This window comes from Acidimicrobiales bacterium (assembly GCA_036491125.1).
Taxonomy (GTDB): domain Bacteria; phylum Actinomycetota; class Acidimicrobiia; order Acidimicrobiales; family AC-9; genus AC-9.
Genome location: DASXCO010000181.1, coordinates 48,571 through 67,565, shown reverse-complemented (window position 1 = coordinate 67,565; position 18,995 = coordinate 48,571). Strand labels below are relative to the sequence as shown.

17 protein-coding genes are annotated in these 18,995 nt (G+C 66.7%); 6 read left to right on the top strand and 11 right to left on the bottom strand.

The features are described 5' to 3' along the window. Nucleotides 1–43: 43 nt before the first annotated feature. A complete protein-coding gene (locus tag VGF64_14690) occupies nt 44–703 on the top strand; it encodes a dihydrofolate reductase family protein (GenBank protein ID HEY1636009.1) in 660 nt (219 codons plus the stop codon). On the opposite strand, the gene VGF64_14685 is transcribed toward VGF64_14690, so the two are convergent. Together VGF64_14685 and VGF64_14680 are read right to left on the bottom strand one after the other, a co-directional pair. After that, nucleotides 698–1,171 carry an SRPBCC family protein gene (locus tag VGF64_14685; GenBank protein HEY1636008.1) on the bottom strand — a complete coding sequence of 158 codons (474 nt, stop codon included), beginning with the start codon at nt 1,169–1,171 and terminating at the stop codon, nt 698–700. The genes VGF64_14690 and VGF64_14685 overlap by 6 nt on opposite strands. Nucleotides 1,172–1,313: 142 nt before the next feature. Beyond that, a complete protein-coding gene (locus VGF64_14680) occupies nt 1,314–2,177 on the bottom strand; it encodes a hypothetical protein (protein HEY1636007.1) in 864 nt (287 codons plus the stop codon). Nucleotides 2,178–2,276: 99 nt separating this feature from the next. Between VGF64_14680 and VGF64_14675 the strand changes: the two genes are divergently transcribed. Together VGF64_14675 and VGF64_14670 are read left to right on the top strand one after the other, a co-directional pair. Continuing rightward, a complete protein-coding gene (locus VGF64_14675; protein HEY1636006.1) occupies nt 2,277–2,885 on the top strand; it encodes a nitroreductase family protein in 609 nt (202 codons plus the stop codon). A gap of 73 nt (nt 2,886–2,958) precedes the next feature. Further along, nucleotides 2,959–3,825 carry an oxidoreductase gene (locus VGF64_14670; GenBank protein HEY1636005.1) on the top strand — a complete coding sequence of 289 codons (867 nt, stop codon included), beginning with the start codon at nt 2,959–2,961 and terminating at the stop codon, nt 3,823–3,825. Between the two features lie 27 nt (nt 3,826–3,852). Here VGF64_14670 and VGF64_14665 read toward each other — a convergent pair whose 3' ends face one another. Together VGF64_14665 and VGF64_14660 are read right to left on the bottom strand one after the other, a co-directional pair. Further along, nucleotides 3,853–4,608: a dienelactone hydrolase family protein gene (locus VGF64_14665; protein HEY1636004.1), complete on the bottom strand. Its 756-nt coding sequence runs from the start codon at nt 4,606–4,608 to the stop codon at nt 3,853–3,855. A 41-nt stretch (nt 4,609–4,649) separates the two neighbouring features. After that, complete coding sequence (locus VGF64_14660) at nt 4,650–6,269, bottom strand: FAD-dependent monooxygenase (protein HEY1636003.1); 1,620 nt, start codon at nt 6,267–6,269, stop codon at nt 4,650–4,652. A 179-nt stretch (nt 6,270–6,448) separates the two neighbouring features. On the opposite strand from VGF64_14660, the gene VGF64_14655 reads away from it, so the two are divergent. The 3 genes from VGF64_14655 to VGF64_14645 all read left to right on the top strand — a co-directional run bounded on the left by VGF64_14655 (nt 6,449) and on the right by VGF64_14645 (nt 10,750). Next, the gene (locus VGF64_14655) at nt 6,449–9,217 is read left to right on the top strand and encodes an AAA family ATPase (protein HEY1636002.1); all 2,769 of its coding nucleotides are present in this window, start codon (nt 6,449–6,451) and stop codon (nt 9,215–9,217) included. A gap of 99 nt (nt 9,218–9,316) precedes the next feature. After that, the gene (locus VGF64_14650; GenBank protein HEY1636001.1) at nt 9,317–9,922 is read left to right on the top strand and encodes a muconolactone Delta-isomerase family protein; all 606 of its coding nucleotides are present in this window, start codon (nt 9,317–9,319) and stop codon (nt 9,920–9,922) included. A 114-nt stretch (nt 9,923–10,036) separates the two neighbouring features. Next, the gene (locus tag VGF64_14645; GenBank protein HEY1636000.1) at nt 10,037–10,750 is read left to right on the top strand and encodes an SDR family oxidoreductase; all 714 of its coding nucleotides are present in this window, start codon (nt 10,037–10,039) and stop codon (nt 10,748–10,750) included. A 2-nt stretch (nt 10,751–10,752) separates the two neighbouring features. On the opposite strand, the gene VGF64_14640 is transcribed toward VGF64_14645, so the two are convergent. The 7 genes from VGF64_14640 to fdh all read right to left on the bottom strand — a co-directional run bounded on the left by VGF64_14640 (nt 10,753) and on the right by fdh (nt 18,857). Then, on the bottom strand, nt 10,753–11,256 hold the full coding sequence (locus VGF64_14640) for a DUF3237 family protein (GenBank protein HEY1635999.1): 504 nt from the start codon (nt 11,254–11,256) through the stop codon (nt 10,753–10,755). A gap of 78 nt (nt 11,257–11,334) precedes the next feature. Further along, nucleotides 11,335–12,165: an alpha/beta fold hydrolase gene (locus VGF64_14635; GenBank protein ID HEY1635998.1), complete on the bottom strand. Its 831-nt coding sequence runs from the start codon at nt 12,163–12,165 to the stop codon at nt 11,335–11,337. Between the two features lie 34 nt (nt 12,166–12,199). Then, nucleotides 12,200–13,138 (bottom strand): alpha/beta hydrolase, encoded by a 939-nt coding sequence (locus VGF64_14630; GenBank protein ID HEY1635997.1) that lies wholly within the window; start codon nt 13,136–13,138, stop codon nt 12,200–12,202. 41 nt (nt 13,139–13,179) lie between these two features. Then, on the bottom strand, nt 13,180–13,662 hold the full coding sequence (locus VGF64_14625) for a hypothetical protein (GenBank protein HEY1635996.1): 483 nt from the start codon (nt 13,660–13,662) through the stop codon (nt 13,180–13,182). An 80-nt stretch (nt 13,663–13,742) separates the two neighbouring features. Then, nucleotides 13,743–14,693, bottom strand: a complete 951-nt coding sequence (gene nrfD / locus VGF64_14620; GenBank protein HEY1635995.1) for an NrfD/PsrC family molybdoenzyme membrane anchor subunit — start codon at nt 14,691–14,693, stop codon at nt 13,743–13,745. Continuing rightward, a complete protein-coding gene (locus VGF64_14615; protein ID HEY1635994.1) occupies nt 14,690–15,604 on the bottom strand; it encodes a 4Fe-4S dicluster domain-containing protein in 915 nt (304 codons plus the stop codon). Before VGF64_14615 ends, nrfD begins: the two co-directional genes overlap by 4 nt. Before the next feature lies 1 nt (nt 15,605). Then, a complete protein-coding gene (gene fdh, locus VGF64_14610) occupies nt 15,606–18,857 on the bottom strand; it encodes a formate dehydrogenase (protein ID HEY1635993.1) in 3,252 nt (1,083 codons plus the stop codon). Between the last annotated feature and the right edge of the window lie 138 nt (nt 18,858–18,995).

The following is an 18,995-nucleotide window of genomic DNA, read 5'->3' as shown; positions in this document are numbered from 1 at the left end:
CCTGGTGCGAGGCGAGATACGTCCCCTCAGAGAGGAGTACAAAATGCCGAAAGTGCGGGTGCACAGCTTTTCGCTCTCGCTCGACGGGTACGGAGCCGGACCCGACCAGGGCCTGGACCACCCGCTCGGCGTGGGCGGCCAGGAATTGCACAGGTGGGCATTCGCAACCCGAACCTACCGGCAGATGTCCCACATGGAGGGCGGCGATGAAGCTATTGACGATGGCTTCGCCGCACAGGGCGACGTCGGTATCGGCGCGACCATCATGGGCCGCAACATGTTCGGACCGATTCGTGGCTCATGGGGTGACGAGGACTGGAGGGGCTGGTGGGGCGATAACCCGCCCTTTCACCACCCGGTGTTTGTGCTCACCCACCAACCGCGGGCATCGATAACGATGGAAGGTGGGACGACGTTCCACTTTGTCACCGACGGTATCAACGCGGCCCTCGAGCGAGCGCTCGAGGCAGCCCAGGGCAGCGACGTGAGGATTGGTGGTGGCGCCGCCACGATCCAGCAGTATCTGCGCGCCGGCCTTATCCACGAGATGCACCTGGCCATCGTCCCCATACTTCTTGGGTGCGGAGAGCGACTCTTCGACCACCTCAACCGCCCGCTCGCCTACAAGTGTGTCGAATTCGTCAGCTCGTCCTCGGTCGTGCACGCCCGTCTCGTTCGGAACGGGAGTACGGGCTGCTCATAAGGTAGCCAGTTCGGCGAGGTGGGCCAGGGAGTTGCCCAGATGCTCCGGAGGGAACGGCGGGAAGCCGATGTGCTCCCGGATGGAGTCCGGGACTGCTGACCAGTCATAGGAGAGAGTGACTGTGGTGCCCGAGGGTCCAGCTGGCGTGAGGTCGTAGCGCCAGGTCCAGCCGCCGAAGCCCAGAGTACCGTCGCCGGCGTCGTAGCCTGGCTCCCAGGAGATGGTGCTCGGCGGGTCGAACTTCTGGACCCGGTTGGCCATCTGGTAGTTACCGTCTGGGTGGTTCGGGTGGTACATGGACATCGGGAATATCTGCCCGGCGGCGGTCAACGGCGTGGTGTCGAGGGTTTCACGGACCCAGCCGGTGCCATCGATCGCGGCGTGCTTTGCCGGATCGGCAAGGACTACGAAGATGGCCTCCGCCGGGGCGTTGATGACCGTGGTCGCGCTGACACTGTCGTCGGTCACGTGGCTACCTCCTCGTGAGCTGAGCTTGTCACTGGTTCTGACGCTCGCCAAGTCCGAAACCAATCGCTGACCGCTGCGACGTAGGGCTGCTCGCTTGGTGGCAGCGGATCACGTACGCCACCACGGCCTGGCGGATCTCGATTCAGCCGCTGCGCGGAGCGCCGAAAAGCATGCCGGCCGACACGATCGTCCTGCTGAACGGCCGGGCCAGGGCGCGCAGCTCTGAGCAGCGTTCGTCACCGAGGGCCGCATAGGGGTGGAGGGCCAGGTGATCGGTAGCATCCTCCACCTGTTGGCGATGGGCCCGGCCGGCCTCCGAGAGCGACAGCTCCTCTCCGGCGGACAGCCAGCCCCGTGAGCGGACGGCCTCGACGCCCTCGTTCCACTGCTCATGTGACCAGGACCGCGTCACGCGCAGCGCTTCAGCCGGGACCTCGCCGGTCGCCGCATGCAGCACCAGCGCCTCGATGCCGGTGAGTCCGGCTCCGGTGAGGATGGCTACATGCCCGTCACCGCGATACTCCCGCAGGAGCGCCTGGGCCTGCCAGAGGACGAGGTGTGGTTCGCTCGGCCAGGGCAGCTTGGAGTGCCCGGCGAAGAGGGGCCGTCCCTCGGGACGCTCCGAGGCAGCCTCGGCAGCGATGCGGGCGAGCTCCGCGGCCCGAGCCATCTCGGGTGAGCCAGCCGCGTCGCCCAGCACCCGGCGGAGGGCCATGTCAGCACCGGCAAGCCTCGCCTCGAGGATCTCCCCGCAAGTCGCCTTCTCCCAAGCGACCGGGATGGCGCTCCCGACGAGGTCGGGATTGAAGTTGAAGAACGTGGCGATGACGACCTCGACGCCGACCGGGCCCATGGGAGCGGAGCGCGACGCGAAATAGCCCATCTGGCCATCGAGGCCCAGGGCGACGTATCGCTCCGCCGCTTCGGGAGCGAAGTAGATCATGGCGTGTACGGGTTCGACAGATCGCCAGGTCTTACGGGCTATCACCGGCTGGAGCGAGCTCACCAGACCGCAGCATAACGAGATGCTCGACCATCAGCCCAGTCCTACCCCACCCAGTCCTGAGCCCTCGCCCTCGACACCCGCCGGTGGGAGGATGTCGGCATGGAGCTCTTCGAGGCCATCCGTACGACCAGGGCGATGCGTCGGCTCGACCCTGAGCGCCCAGTCGGTCATCGGGATCTGCTCGCCATCGTCGAGGCGGCCAGCAAGGCGCCCTCTGGTGGCAACCTCCAACCGACCCGATGGCTCATCGTCACTGATGAGAACAAGCGTCGGCGGCTCGGCGACATCTACCGGGCGTGCTGGAAGCGGGCGCGGGTGAGCTACCAGTCGGCGGTCGACTCGGGTGACGAGGACGCGGCAGCGACGCGGTTGCTCCGTTCGGCCGATCATCTGGGTGAGCACATGGGCCAGGCGCCAGCCATCGTCATTCCTTGCGCCAGGGGCCATGCTGATGCGTCCGTGTGGCCTGCTGTGCAGAACCTCCTGCTCGCAGCCCGGGCTCTGGGCTTGGGTACCACACTGACCACGGTCCATCGCCTTCGCGAGGCCGATGTCAAAGAGGTGCTCGACGTGCCCGAGGCGTTTACACCTTTCGCAATGATCCCGGTCGGTTACCCGCTTGGCAAGTGGAGCGAGGCGCCCCGTCGTCCGACGACCGACATCGCCTACTGGAACGCCTGGAAGCAACCTCCGCCCACACTGACATAGCAGCCCGTTTCCTGGCCCGGTCGTGGCTCGGGTCCCTCAAGCTCGCGGCTGATCTCGCGCTAACGTTGACATCGTGGACACGTACTCCCTTGGCGCCTTCACCGTGCACCGCATCGGCTTCGGCGCTATGCAGCTTCCCGGCCCCGGCGTCATTGGGCCGCCGCGCAATCACGACGAGGCTGTTGCCGTGTTGCGGCGTGCGGTCGAGCTCGGCGTCAACCACATCGACACGGCCCAGTACTACGGGCCCGACGTCTCGAACGACCTGATCCGCGAGGCGCTGCACCCCTACTTCGACGACCTGGTGCTGGTGTCCAAGGTCGGCGCCTTCCGCGACGAGCAGGGCGGCTGGCTCCCTGGCCAGCGGCCCGAGCAGTTGCGCTCGGCGGTCGAGGACAATCTGCGGAGCCTGGCCACCGACCGGCTCGGGGCCGTAAACCTGCGGCTGATGGAGCAACACGAGCTCCCCGTCGACCAGCGGGTGCCGCTCGACGAGCAGCTGGCCGAGATGGTCTCGCTACGCGACGAGGGCAAGATCGCTGGCGTTGGCATCTCGACCGCTTCCCGGGCCCAGGTCGAGCAGGCCGTCGCGCAGGCTGACATCGTGTGCGTGCAGAACGCTTTCAGCCTGGTCGAGCAAAAAGACACCGATGTGCTGGACCTCTGCCACAGCTCCGGCATCGCCTACGTGCCGTACTTCCCGCTCGGGTCCGCGTTCCCTGGCATGCCGAAGGTCACTGAAAGCGCCGCTGTCCGGGCCGTTGCCGAACGCGTCGGCGCTTCGACCGCGCAGGTTGGTCTGGCCTGGCTCCTCGCGCACCGCGACAACGTGCTGCTGATCCCCGGTACGTCGAGCCTCGCCCACCTGGAAGAGAACATGAAGGTCGCCAGCGTAACCCTCACCGACGCCGATGTCGCCGAGCTTGAGAAGGGCGTCTAACCTTCGGTGGGACACCGAGGGCGTCACTCAGCCTTGGACCGTCTCCTGCGCGAGGTTGCGCCGCCACAGCTCCAATGTCCGCTGGAAAGAATGCTCGGCTGCCCGCTCGTCGTAGACCGGCAGGTCAGCCATGGCGAAGCCGTGCGAGGCGCCCGGCAGCCGCTCGACCTCCCCTCGGACGCCCTGTCTCTCTAGCTCGGCGCGGAAGCGGTCGACGACCTCCGCCGTGGCGGACTGGTCAATCTCGGCGAAAGCAAAGTAGAGCTCGCCGCGCACGTTGGCGAGGTCGTGGTGGGGAGAATCGGGCGCGTCGGTTGCGAGCGCGGCGGGATGGATGCCGGCGGCGGCCACGAACTCCTCCGGCAGGGCGGACGCCACGTGCAGGGCCATCCGCGCGCCCATGCAGTAGCCAACGCACACCTTCGGTCCGGCTGCGGCGGCGGGGTTCTCGGCAACCGCGGCGAGCAGCGCTCGGGTGTCGGCGGCGACCATCTGGGGCTTCAAGCCGCCCACGAGGCGCATCACGCGCTCACGGACGCCTGGGTCTCCCATCTGGGAGAAATCGATAGTGATGTTGTCGCCGAAGCGGTAGAACAGGTCCGGGGCCACACAGAAATAGCCATCCGCGGCGAAACGGCGGGCGTTCGCCTTCACCTGCTCGCGGTAGCCGACACCGTCCATGTACAGCACGGCGACCGGGAAGGGCCCTTCACTGTCGGGGTAAACGACGAACGCCTTCATCCTCCCGTCGTCGGTCTCGACGGTGATCTCCTTCTCGGTCATAGCGTCACCCTTCGTCAGTAGTCGCGAGATCCAGCGGTCGATCAAACGGCGAATGTCTTCCCCAGGTGGGCCGACAGGTTGGAAATGGTGATGTTTCCTGTTCGGTATCCGACATAGCCATCTGGCCGGATGACGTACCCGCACCCGCCTCTGGCGTCGTAGGAGGCGAAGAACTCTCCCGAAGCGTCTTGAACTGTAGGCAGCGTCAGACCGGCGGCGTCGACGCCCGGAGCCAGGACAACATACGTCCGCAAGTGGCCGGCGGCTCGTTCGGTCGCCTCGGTGGCCAGCTTGTCGAGACCGGCGGCCTGCTCGTCATCCTCGGCGTAGGTGAGGAGCGTGTGTTCGCCCGCGCCCAGCAACTCGAATAGCCGCACCGGGAAAGTGACGGAGCTGCGTCGCAGCCCTCGGCAGTCGGGGGCGCGCTGGCCGGGGAGCGGCCCCTCGGCCAACTGCTGGCCCTCGACGTCCTCGCCAACGAGGGGGCTGTCCGGGTAACCGACCAGGAGCTGGGCCTCTCGAAGTATCACTGTCGACGGATCAGCGGGATCGCCCTCGACGCCGCCGCGGGCGTGGCGCACCGTGCGGCCCACCACCTCCTCGCCGACGGGATGCCGCTCGGCGTGGTAGGTGTCGAGGAGCCCGTCAACGGCAACACCCTGCAGGGTGAGAGCGAGCTTCCAGCCCAGGTTGTAGGCGTCTTGGATCCCGGTGTTCATGCCCTGGGCTCCCGTGGGAGGGTGGATGTGGGCGGCATCCCCGGCCAGGAAGACCCTGCCGGCTCCGTAGCGATCGACGATCCGGTGGCTGATACGGAAGACCGACGACCAGCGCAGGTTCGAGGCCTGCGTGGCCTCCGGCGCCAGACGGTCGAGGACGGCCTGGATGTGGCCCAACTCAGGGGCCTGAGCGGCCTCCATCCCGTGGGCTACCTCGCCCTCGCTGGGCGGCTTCGTCGCCAGCTCCGGGGGGACCAGCATCGACACGCGGTAACGATTTCGTCCCGGCAACGGTATGCAGATCAGGACATCGTCGACGGTCCCGTTCGTCTGGTGCATGGCCCGGATGGCGAGACCGGGGGGCATGGACCAGTCGACCTCGACGTCGCCCAGCATGTACTCCTCTGGGAAGGCATCGCCGGCGAACTGGACGCCTAGGCCCTTTCGGGTGGCGCTGTGGGCTCCGTCGCATCCGACCAGGAACTGCGCCCGGACCGTCTCCTGGCCCCCGGGTCCGACGAGCTCTGCACTCACTCCCTCCGGGTCCTGGTTGAACGAGGTGAGCTCCACCCCCCTCTCGATGGAGGTGTCCAGACGCCCGAGGTGCTTGGTGAGAATCCGCTCCGTCTCGTACTGGGGCAGCGAGACGAACTCGAACGGCACCGACGGCGGGAGCTCCAGCATCATCTCGGATGTCTCCTCGCCATTGACAAAGACTTTCTGGCCCCGCATCGGAGTGCTCGCATCAAGGGCCTCGGGCAGCAGCCCAGTGGCCTCCCAGACCTCCATGGTCCGAGGCTGGATCCCAACCGCCTTGGCAATACCCGCCGGGGCCGCCAACCGATCGATGATGCGACAGCCGAGACCATGTCGCCGGAGCTCGCTTGCCGCGGTCAACCCGACGGGCCCGGCTCCTACGACGAGCACATCGACATCAGTCATGTTCTCCCCCCATTCTGCGTCCTCGACCTGCTGGCTCGGGGACGGAGCCAACGTTAGCAACACATTGGATCCCAGACGCCTTGGTGGAGTCCCGACCAGGAGCTGGTCGTCGGCGCTGCTCGCCAGCGCGCGGGCCGCCTGCGCTCGACGGGGTGTCGTCTGAGCTCGAGCCGCCTAGGATGAGCAATGGTTTCGGGTCGGGGGTGCTGGCGTTGTTACTAGGGCGGAGCAGCGAATGCGAGGTCTTGGAACGGCTGCTCAACCAGGCGCGTAGTGGGCACAGTGCCGCTGTGGTCGTGCGGGGCGAGGCCGGAGTAGGAAAGACCGCACTCTTGGACTATTCGGTCAGATCAGCGGCGGATCTGAGGGTAGTGAGGGCAGTGGGGGTGGAGTCGGAGATGGAGCTCCCTTTCGCTGCGCTTCACCAGCTGTGCGGGCCTCTGCTCGACCGCCTCGAGCGTCTCCCGGCCCCGCAGCGGGACGCGCTCGGAGTTGCCTTAGGCCTCATGGTGGGCCCCGCACCAGACCTTTTTCTCGTTGCGCTGGCCGCGCTCAGCCTCTTGGCCGAGGTCTCTGAGCACCAGCCACTGTTGTGCGTCGTCGATGACGCACAGTGGCTCGACCGGGCCTCGGCTCAGGTACTCGGGTTCGTCGGCCGCCGGCTGCTGGGGGAGTCGATAGCACTTGTGCTGGCGGCGCGAACGCCAGGTAGCTCGCCCGATGACTTTGGACAGCTCCCCGAGCTCAGATTGCACGGATTGGACGAAGAGTCAGCTTGCGCCGTGCTGGCGACGGTCTCCCGCGGTCCGCTTGACGAGAACGTCCGGGCTCGGATCATCGAAGAGACGCATGGCAATCCTCTGGCCCTACTCGAGCTCGGCAGAAGCTCAGGCGCAAGCGAGCTCCTCGGTGGATTCGCGCCTCCCGAGGCCCTGCCGCGACGCATCGAGGATGAATACGTGGAACGCCTCCGTCAGTTGCCTATCGAGACTCGGCGGTGGATGCTGCTCGCCGCGGCCGAACCGCTTGGAGACACGGCACTACTGCTGCGGGCTGCTCAGGTACTCGGACTGGACCTCGGATCAGTGAAGCTGGCGACCGACACCGGCTTGCTGAAGATTGGTGAGCACGTCCGTTTTCGCCATCCTCTCGTGCGCTCGGCCGTCTATCGGTCCGCCAGCGCAGAGGATCGGCGAGCCGCTCATGGGGCGCTAGCGGCTGCCACTGATCCGGCGGTCGACCCCGACCGTCGAGCCTGGCATGGCGCCCAGGCAGCCAGCGGCCCCGACGAGGCCGTGGCCACCGATCTGATCAACTGTGCAAGTCGTGCCGAAAGCCGAGGAGGGGTCGCCGCCGCTGCCGCCTTCTGGGAGAAAGCAGTGTCACTGACGCCGGATCCCAGCCAGCAAGCCTCACGGGCTCTGGTGGCAGCCGAGGCGAAATATGCCGCGGCGGACTTCGAGGCTGCGCAGGCGCTCTTGGCAGTGGCCGATATTGGACCCGTGAGCGAGCTCGACCATGCGCACGTACAGCGGATGCGCGCCCAGATAACGTTTGCGCTGAGGCGGGGTAGGGATGCGCCGCCGCTCTTGCTTCGAGCTGCGCAGCGTCTACAGACCCTCGATGCCGACCTTGCTCGGCAGACCTATCTCGAAGCCATCGTCGCCGCGATCTACGCCGGTCGGCTGGCGTACGAAGGAGACGTAGAAGAGATCTCGCTCCAAGCGAAAACCGCGCCCCTCGGACCCGAGCCCCTTGCGCACTCGGATCTGCTGGTCCGCGGCCTGGCGGTGCGGATGTCCGATGGCTACGCGGCTGCCGCACCCGGCCTCCGGAAGGCGCTTCGCGACTACCGGGCCCAGCCGGAGGAGCTGGACTGGTTGTGTGTCTCGTACAACCTGATCGCCATGGACCAGTGGAACGACGAGGCCTGGTTCGAGCTCGCAGTCGGCCAGGTCCGGTTGGCGCGGGCCAGCGGCACCCTCAGCTGGCTCCCGTTTGCCCTGGACTATCTCGCCGAGTACCACATTCAGGCGGGGGACCTGTCCCAGGCGGCGGCGTTGCTGGCCGAGCGTGAGCAGATCGATCCGGGGATCCGAGCGGCCACGCTGCCCTACGTGCCACTCCTTCTTGCGGCCTGGCGTGGGGAGGCATCGACTGTCACCGAACTGACCCGGGTGATGACGCGAGGCGCGTCCGCCCGGGGTGAGGGCGCAGCCTTGGCCTACGCCGAGTACGCCCAGGCGGTGCTCTACAACGGCCTCGGCGACTACGGACGCGCCGCCGACGCGGCACGTGCAGCCACCGTCGTCGACGAGCTTGTCATCTCGCCCTGGTCGCTGTACGAGCTCGTGGAAGCGGCCGCACGAAGCGGCCAGCCCCAGCAGGCCACCGGCGCACTGCGCCAGCTCTCGGACATGGCACAGGCCAGCGGCAGTGACTGGGCACTGGGAATCGAGGCGTCTTCACAGGCGCTGTTGAGCCAAGGCCAGGCCGCCGAGTCCTGGTACCGGGAGGCGCTCGACCGCCTCCGGCGGACCCGCGTGCGCACGGCATTGGCGCGAGCTCATCTGCTCTACGGGGAGTGGCTGCGGCGAGAGAATCGCCGGCTGGACGCTCGGGATCAGCTACGAACCGCCCACAAGATGACGACAACGATGGGCACGCAGGGGTTCGCTGAGCGTGCCAGGCATGAGCTCCTCGCCACTGGCGAGACTGTGCGCAAGCGCACGGTCGAGACCTCTGATGAGCTCACGCCCCAGGAGGCGCAGATCGCTGGGCTCGCTGCTGACAGGCGCACCAACGCGGAGATCGCCGCACAACTTTTCATCAGCACCCGGACGGTTGAGTGGCACCTACGCAAGATCTTCACGAAACTGGGGGTCAGCTCCCGCAAGGACCTCCGCGGCGCGTTGCCAGACCACTCGCGGATGGCGCCCCGACCATAACCGGGCATCAGACCTCACCGCCGGCGAAGGAGAACGGGGCCACCAACCAGTGTCTTCCACGGGCGCGACCCCCTCCTCGAGAGGCAAGAATGAAGCGTTATGGAGTATCTCGTGAATATGACCACCCACGTTCCCGATGGAACAGCCCAAGAAGCCGTCGACGACATCCGAAGCCGCGAAGCCCAGCACTCTGGAGAGCTGGCGGCGGAGGGACACCTACTCCGCCTTTGGCGTCCACCGCTGCAACCAGGCGAATGGCGCACGCTGGGACTGTTCTCCGCCGATGACCGCGGCCAGCTCGAGAAAGTCCTGGCTTCCATGCCCCTGCGCGTGTGGCGAACAGATGAGGTCACCCCCCTCATGCCTCACCCGAACAACCCCCGGAAAGAAGCCCGGGAGGCAGCCCCGGAATTTCTGACCGCCTTCACGGTCACCGTGCCGGAGGGAACATCGAGCCAGGACATCGACGGCGCTGAGAGGCGCGAGGCACAACGTACCCATGAGCTGGCCGAGCAAGGACACCTTGTCCGCCTCTGGACCCTGACAGCGAGGCAGGGAGAGTCTCGGGCGTTGGGCCTGTGGCGAGCGCTGGACGCCGCCGAGATGCAGGCGATTCTCGAGTCGCTGCCGCTGGACGCCTGGATGACCGTGGAGACCACGCCCCTGGCCCGGCACCCAAGTGACCCCATGTTCCCCTACAACTGAATGCCTCAACCGGCCAGCGCCGTGCGCCACCAAGCCCCTCTCAACGTGATTCTCGCTCGGCGCCGTCAGGCCTGCACTTCCTCACGGCCCTTCCCCACGAGCGAGAGCAAGACCATGAGCGATCAGGACCAGAAAGTGGCCATCATCACCGGAGGCTCTCAGGGCATTGGTGCCGGCCTCGTCTCCGCCTACCGCCGGCTCGGCTGGGCGGTAGTTGCCAACGCCCGGACGATCGCGCCTTCCGAGGACCAAGACGTGCTGACGGTCGACGGGGACATCATCCAGCCCCTCACGACCGAGCGAATCATCACGGAAGCACTCGGACGATTCGGACGGATCGATACCTTGATCAACAACGCCGGTCTGTTCATCTCCAAGGCCTTCACGGACTACACCGCCGAAGACTATGCAGCCATCGTCGGGGTGAACCTCACTGGCTTCTTCACTCTCACTCAACGCGCCATCGCCGAGATGCTGAAGGGGGGCGCTGGCCACGTGCTCAACATCACGACGACGCTCGTCGACTACGCGAACTCCGAAGAGCCATCGGTGTTGACCTCGCTCACCAAGGGTGGCCTCGCTTCGGCCACGAAGTCGCTGGCGATCGAGTACGCCTCCCGTTGCATTCGGGTCAATGCTGTCTCGCCAGGCGTCATTCGGACACCGACGTACCCTCCCGAAGCCTACGATGCAGTCGCCGGACGCCAACCAATCGGGCACGTAGGCCAAGTCAGCGACATCGTCAACGCCATCATCTTCCTGGAGACATCGCCCTTCATCACCGGTGAGATTCTGCACGTCGACGGTGGCCAGATCGCCGGTCACTGAACTCAGGCAACGTACGCCTTGACGTGTACTTGCCCGTTCGACACGTCGACCGTTCCCGATGCCCAGATTTGAATCGGGTTCACCCACAAGAGCTCCGGGTGGTTGGTCGTCAGCGTCACGTTCTCGCGGAGCTGAAACACGGGTGACTCTTCGTACGGTATTGCCACGCCATCAGCAGCCAGGGCGACGCTCTTTCCGTCCTCGGTCGCGATCCGTGCGTGAATGTGGAGCTGGGCGCGCCCATCGGCCCGGATGTAGAGATAGTCCACGCCCTTGACCGTCCCCGTCAGCCTCGGCCCGGTGACGGGCCCCTCCAAGTAGAGGTCGAACCGCGCCCCCTCTGGTGGTGGCGGCGTACGCCGTGAGAGCACAGCCTCTGCTGACGCGCCGTACTCCACCACCTGGACAACCCGCGGCCTGTACTCGTAGATCAGCTCCCACGGCGCCCGTGATTCCAGATCGCCAGAGTCGCCCATGTTCGGCCGAGGGAAATCAACAGAACTCATGCCCGTTCCCCTCTCATGCCCACCCGGTGCCCGGCCAGCAAGCCTAATGCAGTCCTTGGCACCGTGAACGATTCGGCGTCAGCCCGTCGAGACCGAAGCCCTCGCATGAGACGTGATCAGCCCGACCATGCGATCCCAGTACTGGGGTGGATAGTCGTGTCCCATGCCCTCCACTATCTCCAGACGGGCGCCGGGGATGGCAGCGGCTGTCGCCCGCCCGGCTTCGAGGGGGACCAGCCGGTCCGCGTCGCCGTGTACCACCAGGGTCGGCACCTCGAGCGATCCGAGCTCGGCCTCTCTCGACGGCGACGACCCGATCGCCATGGCCTGGCGGGCCCTGCCCTCAGGATCCCAGCAGCGATCATAGGCAGCGTGCGCATCGGCGGTGATGCGGTCGACGTCGAAATAGGCCGGGCTCCCCCACGCCCGCAGCCCCGTCAGGTGGCGCTCGGCCGCCTCGTCGCGGGTCGTGGCCGGCGGCGCGGTGAAGGCGGCGATCACATCGGGGGCACGCTCGACTGGTATGGGTCCCGGTGCCGACATCACCGAGGTCATTGACAAGGTCCGGGCCGGATGCTTGATCGCCATCGCCTGGACGATCATCCCCCCCATGGACCAGCCGGCTATGTGGGCGGCGGCGGCGCCCAGGACATCGAGCACCGCGAATCCGTCGTCGGCCATGTCGTCGACGGTGTACTTCGGGCCACCCTTCAGATGACTGGACAGCCCGACGTCCCGATTGTCGAATCGGACGACACGGAATCCCTCGCCGACAAACTTCTGACAGAACTCGACCTTGAAGTTGATGCACTGACTTCCGAGCCCGTTCACCAACAACAGCATCGGGGCGTCGTCTGCACCGAAGACCTCGTAGTAGAGCGACACCGCACCGTTGGACGTGATGGGCATGTCCGCAGTATAGGCGTCGCCCCGAGCTCTGGGCTTAGTGCAGGTGTTCGACGAACCACCCCGTCGCCGCTCGTGCAGCTCGCTCGAGTTGATCGGTATAGGCAGAGAAATGCCCACCGGGGTAAAGCTCGAGCTCTTTCGGTTGTCGGGCCCGATTGAAGGCCTCTAGTGCCAGGTCGGCCGGACAAACGACGTCGGCGTCACCGACGATCATCAACAGAGGTGTGGGCGCGATTCGCTCGATGTAGGACCCGGGCTCGTACTCTGAATACAGCTCGAGTGACCGCAGCGTGATCTCGTTGCGCCATTTCGTGAATCGCCACTGGTCCTCCGGAGGTGAGCTCTGCCCGGTGAAGAACTTCCAAGCATCCGCGCTCCCGTGCGACGCGAGGCCGCTCTCGCCTGGATCCATCACCATCGGCACCATCTTCGGCGGTGCACCACGGAAGCGTTCGAGGCGGTCGGCATCGAAAGCCAGGCGTTGGTCCGCTACGGCTTGAGGCGGAGTACGCCGCAATGTCGACTGCCACCCGCTGATCGTCGGCACCTGGGCGACCACGCACTTCACTCGTCGGTCTATCGCCCCGACAACGAGCACGTGGCCGCCGGCGTAACTGCTTCCCCACACTCCGACATGATCGGCGTCTACGCCATCGAGCGTCTGCGCGAAGGTGATGGCATGTCGATAGTCACGGACCTGTGCCCAAGGGTCGAGCTCCTGGCGCGGTTCTCCGTCGCTGTCGCCGAAGTTCCGATGGTCGTAGGCGACAACGAAGTGACCAGCATTGGCGATCGACGCCGCGTATTCATCCAGGTAGAACTCCTTGAGACAGTTGTAACCATGGGCCATGACGACCACTGGGGCCGGCGACCGAGCCGACCTCGGACGGTAAAGCCAGCCCCGCAGGGTGGTCCCCTCCGCGTCGAACTCGATGTCAGAGACGTCGTGGCTCTCGGTCCGGTTGGCTGCCATGCGGCCAGTGTTGCATCTTCTAGAGCATGTACGCCTCGATCCTAGGTCCAGAGGTGGTAGCCCGAGGTGATATTGAGGGTGAATGCGAACGTGAGGTAAATCAGCCAGAAACCCGTGCCGAGGCGGAAGAAGCCAAGCGCCTTCTCACCGATGTCGCCGCCAATGTGAAAGGTGGAGAAGAACTCGCTCACGTACACGGCGGTCAGTCCTATGAACACCCCTGCGACCGACGCGTCGTTGTTGGAGAGGAAGACGATGATGCCCAGAATCGATATGAACATGAACGCCACGGCCATGAAGCCGCTGGGTCGGGGGTCGGCACGTCGCAGCCGGTTGGTGCCGATCGCGAACCAATGAACTCCGTAGGCGGTGAAGGCCAACGCCGCCATGTACAAAGCTGGCGCGCGAAAGGAGTTGAACCAGGTAAGACCCACGAAGAGATAGACGCCGGTCAGGAACTGCATGAAGCCGGCCATCCATATTCCCCAGACACCCATGTAGACGCATGGCTGCCTGCCCTCCACTTCCTCTTGTTCCCTACCCTCGCCATCTGGTTCGGAGCTCTGATCGACCAGCTGAGGTCACTGGGCGAGCCTGGCGTTCGTTAGTGCCTGGACGATCCGATCATCCCCCTCTCGTCTACGCGTCCCCGTTGTGGCTCGACGACATACCTCGGGTCCCTGACTGAGGCGCGGCCGGCGTCGAACACCCCGAACCGCGTGACGGCCGAGCCGGCGAGCAGTGCTGCTCCGGAGAGTGCCGAGACGACCCGGTTCCGGCGGCCGAGGAGCGCTCCGGCCGCCCCCCCGGTAGCGAGCATGCGCCCCGTCCGCATCAGCATTCCCGATCTGCCTGTCCGGTAGGTCTCTGCAACGGGGCCGAGGCGCCGATCGATCAGCCATTCAGTCGCGAGCTCAGTGGCCGCCCCGACGACCGCCAGGCGAGAGGCGGGCCTGGCCTTCTGGGGCGCGACAGCGAGCAGGCCCAGCCCGCCAGCCGCCGTGGCGGCCGATCCGACGAACAGGTAGGGCAGCTCGCGGCGGGCGTCGTTCCACGCCGGCGCGGCAGTGTCGCCGAGCAGCACCGAGGTGTAGGCAGCGACGGCCGGCCCGAGTGGGGCGGCGGCGAAGGTCGCGGCCAGCCCAGCCCGTGGCAGTTTTCGCGTCACTGCCGACGCTTCGGCGGCTAGGGCGAGCGGGGCGTAGACGGACAGCAGCCAGGTGCCGACACTCATGGGTGAGGTCACCTTGAGCACCCGCAGCATGTTGACGAACCGGGCGGGCCGGCCGAGGTCCTGTACCAGCGCGCCCAGCGACAGGCTGATGGCGCCGGCTGCACCGGCCTTGGCCGTGCGGGCGAGCTCCGGATGCCCGGAGATCTGGGCACCGGCGGCGAGGGCCGACGAGGCACCGGCCAGCCCGCCGAGGAACAGATAGCTGGGCACAGCGGGCCCCCACACCGTTTCCTTGACCACCGGCCGGCCGTAGTAGGAGGTGAACTCAGCCTCCGGCACCATCGCCTTCTCGCCGCCGCGGCGGCCCGCGCGGCTCTTCATCGCCGGCGTCCCACGGACGCGGCGACGGCGGTGAGTGCGAGGCTGGCCGCGGCAACGCCGGCGTGCCGCCACATGCGAGGCAGGTCACGCGTGGGCACAACCGGGTCCGGGGGTAAGCCGTACACCTCAGGGCGGTCGAGGAGCAGGAAGAAAGCTCCCGCCCCGCCGACGCCGTCGTCCGGGTCCTCACCGTACAGCCGAGCTTGGGTCCTGCCGGACTGGTGCAGGCTGGCCACCCGCCGCTGCGCGCGCTGCCGCAATTCGTCGAGCGGACCGAACTGTATCGACTCGGTGGGACACGCCTTGGCGCAGGCGGGCGTCAGGCCGTCACCCAGCCGGTCATAGCAGAGGGTGCACTTGTGCGCTCCTCCATCTGACTGGCGCCTGCCGATGACCCCGAACGGGCAGGCCGACACGCAGTAGCCGCACCCGTTGCAGACGTCATCTTGGACCACGACCGTCCCGAACTCCGTGCGCATCAGTGCCCCGGTCGGGCACACATCCAGGCACCCCGCCTCTGTGCAGTGCTTGCACACGTCACTCGACATCAGCCAGCGCAGCTCAGGACGCTCCTCACCGTCGTGCTGGGCTGCGGTGTCCTCGTCCATCGGGCCCTGGGCCGGTTGCTCGATGAAGGCCACGTGGCGCCAGGTCGATGCGCTCAGGCCTTGGGTGTTGTCGTAGGACATCCCGGTCAGGAGCAGACCGTCCTCGGGCACGCCATTCCACTCCTTGCAGGCAACCTCGCAGGCTTTGCAGCCGATACAGACCGAGGTATCGGTGAAGAACCCCACGCGGGGCGGGTGATCAAGATGACCGGCCCGAGCGGCCGGGTCGAGGCCAGGGTGATCGGCTGATGCCGTGTCCAGGTTCGGGGCGCTCGTCACACCGTGGCCTGTCGCCGCGCCCATCTCACATCTCGGTCCCCGTCTGGTCCGTTATGCCGGCGCGGCTCTGATAGTCGCGCACGAGCTCACGAAGGGCCGGGCCACGCGGCCGTCTGCCGGGGCGGATGTCGCAGGCCATGGCCTTTACCTCCTGAATGTGGACGTTCGGATCGAGTGCCAGGTGGGCCAGCTCGTTGGCGGCGTCCCCGGTCGTGTACCCGCTTGGACCCCAGTGCCAGGGAAGGCCGACCTGGTGCAGCGTCCGGCCCTGCACCTCGAGAGGCCGTATCCGCTCGGTGACCAGAACCCGCGCCTCGATGGCACTACGGGCGGTGATGATCGTCGCCCAGCCCGCATGTTCGAGGCCGCGCTCAGCAGCGAGATGGGGAGAGACCTCGCAGAAGAAGGCTGGCTGCAGCTCGGACAGGTAGGGCAGGAACCGGGACATGCCTCCGGCGGTGTGGTGCTCAGTGAGCCGGTAGGTGGTGGTCACGTAGGGGAAGATGTCCGCTCCTGGCTCGTCGCCGCTGGGCTGGTACCGGTCGTCTGGGTGGCGGATGAGCTGGCGCACCGGGTTGTGCTGCTGGGCGTAGAGAGCATTGGGAAAAGGTGATTCCTGGGGCTCGTAGTGGGCGGGCAGCGGGCCGTCCACCAAGCCGGCCGGGGCGAACAGCCAGGCCTTGCCGTCGGCTTGCATGATGAACGGATCGATGCCGGAGATCGCCGCCGTGCCCGTGGCGCCCTTGGGCGGGCGGTAGGAGGGGGCGCGGTCGGCGATGAAGTCCGGCACGTCGTGGCCGGCCCACCGTCCCTCGCCCTCGTCCCACCAGACCAGCGCCTTGCGCTCGCTCCACGGTCTTCCCTCTGGATCAGCCGACGCTCGGTTGTAGAGCACCCGCCGGTTGGCCGGCCACGCCCAGCCCCACTCCGGCGCTACCCAGCTCTGCTGTTGTCCTGGCTTGCGGCGGGCGGCCTGGTTGACCCCCTCGGCGCGCACCCCGCAGTAGATCCAGCAGCCGCACGCGGTGGAGCCGTCGTCGACGAGCTGGGTATAGGTCGACAGCGGCCGCTGATCCGAGTCCCACCCGTTGATCTCGGCAAGCACCGCCTCGGCGTCCGGGTCCTCGAGCGGACCGCGCACGGGATAGTCCCAGGTGAGGTCGAGAACCGGCCGATCAGCATCCTCGGCGGAGGAGGCCAGCTTCTGTCTTATCCTTCGCCCGAGGTGGTAGGTGAACCACAGGTCGCTGCGGGCGTCGCCGCCAGGATCGACCGCCTGGTCGCGCCACTGCAGCATGCGCTGGGTGTTGGTGAAGCTGCCGGCCTTCTCGGTGTGGGCGGCGGCGGGCAGGAAGAACACCTCGGTGCCGATGTCCTCGGTGCGCAGCTCACCCGTCTCGATCTCGGGCCCGTCCTTCCACCACGTGGCGCTCTCGATCATCACCATGTCCCGCACCACCAGCCAGTCCAGGTTGGCCATGCCCATGCGCTGCATCCTGGCGTTAGCCGAGCCCACGGCCGGGTTCTGGCCGTACAGGAAGTAGCCCTTGCACCTGCCGTCGAGCTGGGCCAGCACCGTCTCGTAGGTGCTATGGCTGCCGGTCAGCCGAGGCAGGTAGTCGTAGCAGTAGTCGTTCTCGGCCCTCGCGGCCTCACCCCACCAGGCCTTGAGCAGGCTGACCAGATAGGCACCGGTGTTCGACCAGAACCCCTCTCGGGTCGACTCGGCCCGTAGGTAGGTGGCGAGATCCTCGTTCCCGTAGGCGTGCGGCATCGGCAGGTAGCCGGGGAGCAGGTCGAACAGCGTCGGGATGTCGGTGGACCCCTGGATGGAGGCGTGCCCCCGCAGCGCCATGATGCCGCCGCCCGGTCGACCCACGTTGCCGAGCAGCGACTGGAGGATGGCGGCGGTGCGGATGTACTGCACACCGACGGTGTGCTGGGTCCAGCCGAGGCTGTAGACGAACGCCGTAGTCCGGTCGGGCCCCGAGTTGTCGGTGACGAGCTGGCACACCTTGGTGAACCGGCCCTGTGGCACCCCGCACACCTGCTCCACCAGATCGGGCGTGTAGCGGGCGAAGTGCCGCTTGAGCACCTGGAGCACACAGCGTGGATGCTGCAGGGTCGGGTCGGTGTCCGGGTTCGGATGAGCGGCAGCGCCACCGCAGCCGTGCGCCTCGCCCCGCCCCGCCTGGCGCACCATGCGCCGAATGCGGTGTTGGGCCTCGAGCTGCTCGCGCTCGCCGGCTACCGCCTTGACCTCGTCTCCCTGGTATCGCCAGGCATCGAAGTCATACACGTTGTAATCGCGGATCAGGCCAGAGAACACACCATCGAGGTCCTCGGTGTCGGCGTAGTCCTCGGTCAGGATCGTCGCCGCGTTGGTGTAGGCCAGGACGTAGTCCTTGAAGTACTGGTCATTGCTGAGCACGTGATTGATGAGCCCGCCGATGAAGACGATGTCGGTCCCCGCTCGTAGCGGCACGTGGAGGTCGGCCAGGGCGCTGGTACGAGTGAAGCGCGGGTCGACGTGGATGAGGGTGGCACCGCGGGCCTTGGCTTCCATGACCCACTGGAAGCCGACCGGATGGCACTCGGCCATGTTCGAGCCTTCGATCAGGATGCAGTCAGAGTTCTGCAGGTCCTGCTGGAAGTTTGTGGCCCCGCCGCGCCCGAAGCTTGTCCCCAGACCGGGGACGGTGGCGGAGTGTCATATCCGGGCCTGGTTCTCGATCTGGATGGCGCCGAGCGCAGTGAACAGCTTCTTGATGAGGTAGTTCTCCTCGTTGTCCAGTGTGGCCCCGCCGAGGCTGGCGACACCGAGCGTGCGGCGAGTACGAGCGCCGTCGACCTGCCACTGCCAGCCGGCCTGCCTGGCCGAGATGACCCGGTCGGCGATCATGTCCAAGGCCGTGTCGAGGTCCAGATCCTCCCAGTCGGTGCCGAAGGATCGCCGGTATCTCACCCGGTACTGACGAGCGTCGCCGGTCGTCAGCTGCAGGCTCGCCGAACCCTTGGGGCAGAGGCGGCCGCGGCTGACCGGCGAATCCGGGTCGCCTTCGATCTGGGTGACCCGGCCGTCCTCGACATAGACGTCCTGGCCGCAGCCGACCGCGCAGTAGGGACACACGGACTTGGCCACCTTCTCGGCCCGTCGGACACGAGGCTCGAGCGCCTCGCTGCGCTTGCTCTTGGTCGCCGCGCCGAGGCCGAGCAGGTCGTGCTGCGCCAACTGACGGTAGACCGGCCACGACTCAATCCAGCTACGCGCCCCCATGGCCGTACCCCCCGGTCCACGAGTCCTGCTCGTACGCTGCCCTACCCCTCAGCCGTCGTCGAACGAGCTCCCCTCTGGGCGACGGACCGTCGGATCGGGTAGGTCCTTCAATCGAAAAGGGAGGCTAGCAGCAGGCGC

Bases quoted from the DNA above. Each gene is read 5' to 3' on its own strand.
- VGF64_14650 (HEY1636001.1), top strand. From the start codon at position 9,317: ATGGAGTATCTCGTGAATATGACCACCCACGTTCCCGATGGAACAGCC.
- VGF64_14630 (HEY1635997.1), bottom strand. From the start codon at position 13,138: ATGGCAGCCAACCGGACCGAGAGCCACGACGTCTCTGACATCGAGTTC.
- VGF64_14635 (HEY1635998.1), bottom strand. From the start codon at position 12,165: ATGCCCATCACGTCCAACGGTGCGGTGTCGCTCTACTACGAGGTCTTC.
- VGF64_14660 (HEY1636003.1), bottom strand. From the start codon at position 6,269: ATGACTGATGTCGATGTGCTCGTCGTAGGAGCCGGGCCCGTCGGGTTG.
- VGF64_14655 (HEY1636002.1), top strand. From the start codon at position 6,449: ATGAGCAATGGTTTCGGGTCGGGGGTGCTGGCGTTGTTACTAGGGCGG.
- VGF64_14645 (HEY1636000.1), top strand. From the start codon at position 10,037: ATGAGCGATCAGGACCAGAAAGTGGCCATCATCACCGGAGGCTCTCAG.
- VGF64_14665 (HEY1636004.1), bottom strand. From the start codon at position 4,608: ATGACCGAGAAGGAGATCACCGTCGAGACCGACGACGGGAGGATGAAG.
- VGF64_14690 (HEY1636009.1), top strand. From the start codon at position 44: ATGCCGAAAGTGCGGGTGCACAGCTTTTCGCTCTCGCTCGACGGGTAC.
- VGF64_14675 (HEY1636006.1), top strand. From the start codon at position 2,277: ATGGAGCTCTTCGAGGCCATCCGTACGACCAGGGCGATGCGTCGGCTC.
- VGF64_14615 (HEY1635994.1), bottom strand. From the start codon at position 15,604: ATGGGCGCGGCGACAGGCCACGGTGTGACGAGCGCCCCGAACCTGGAC.
- nrfD (HEY1635995.1), bottom strand. From the start codon at position 14,693: ATGAAGAGCCGCGCGGGCCGCCGCGGCGGCGAGAAGGCGATGGTGCCG.
- VGF64_14640 (HEY1635999.1), bottom strand. From the start codon at position 11,256: ATGAGTTCTGTTGATTTCCCTCGGCCGAACATGGGCGACTCTGGCGAT.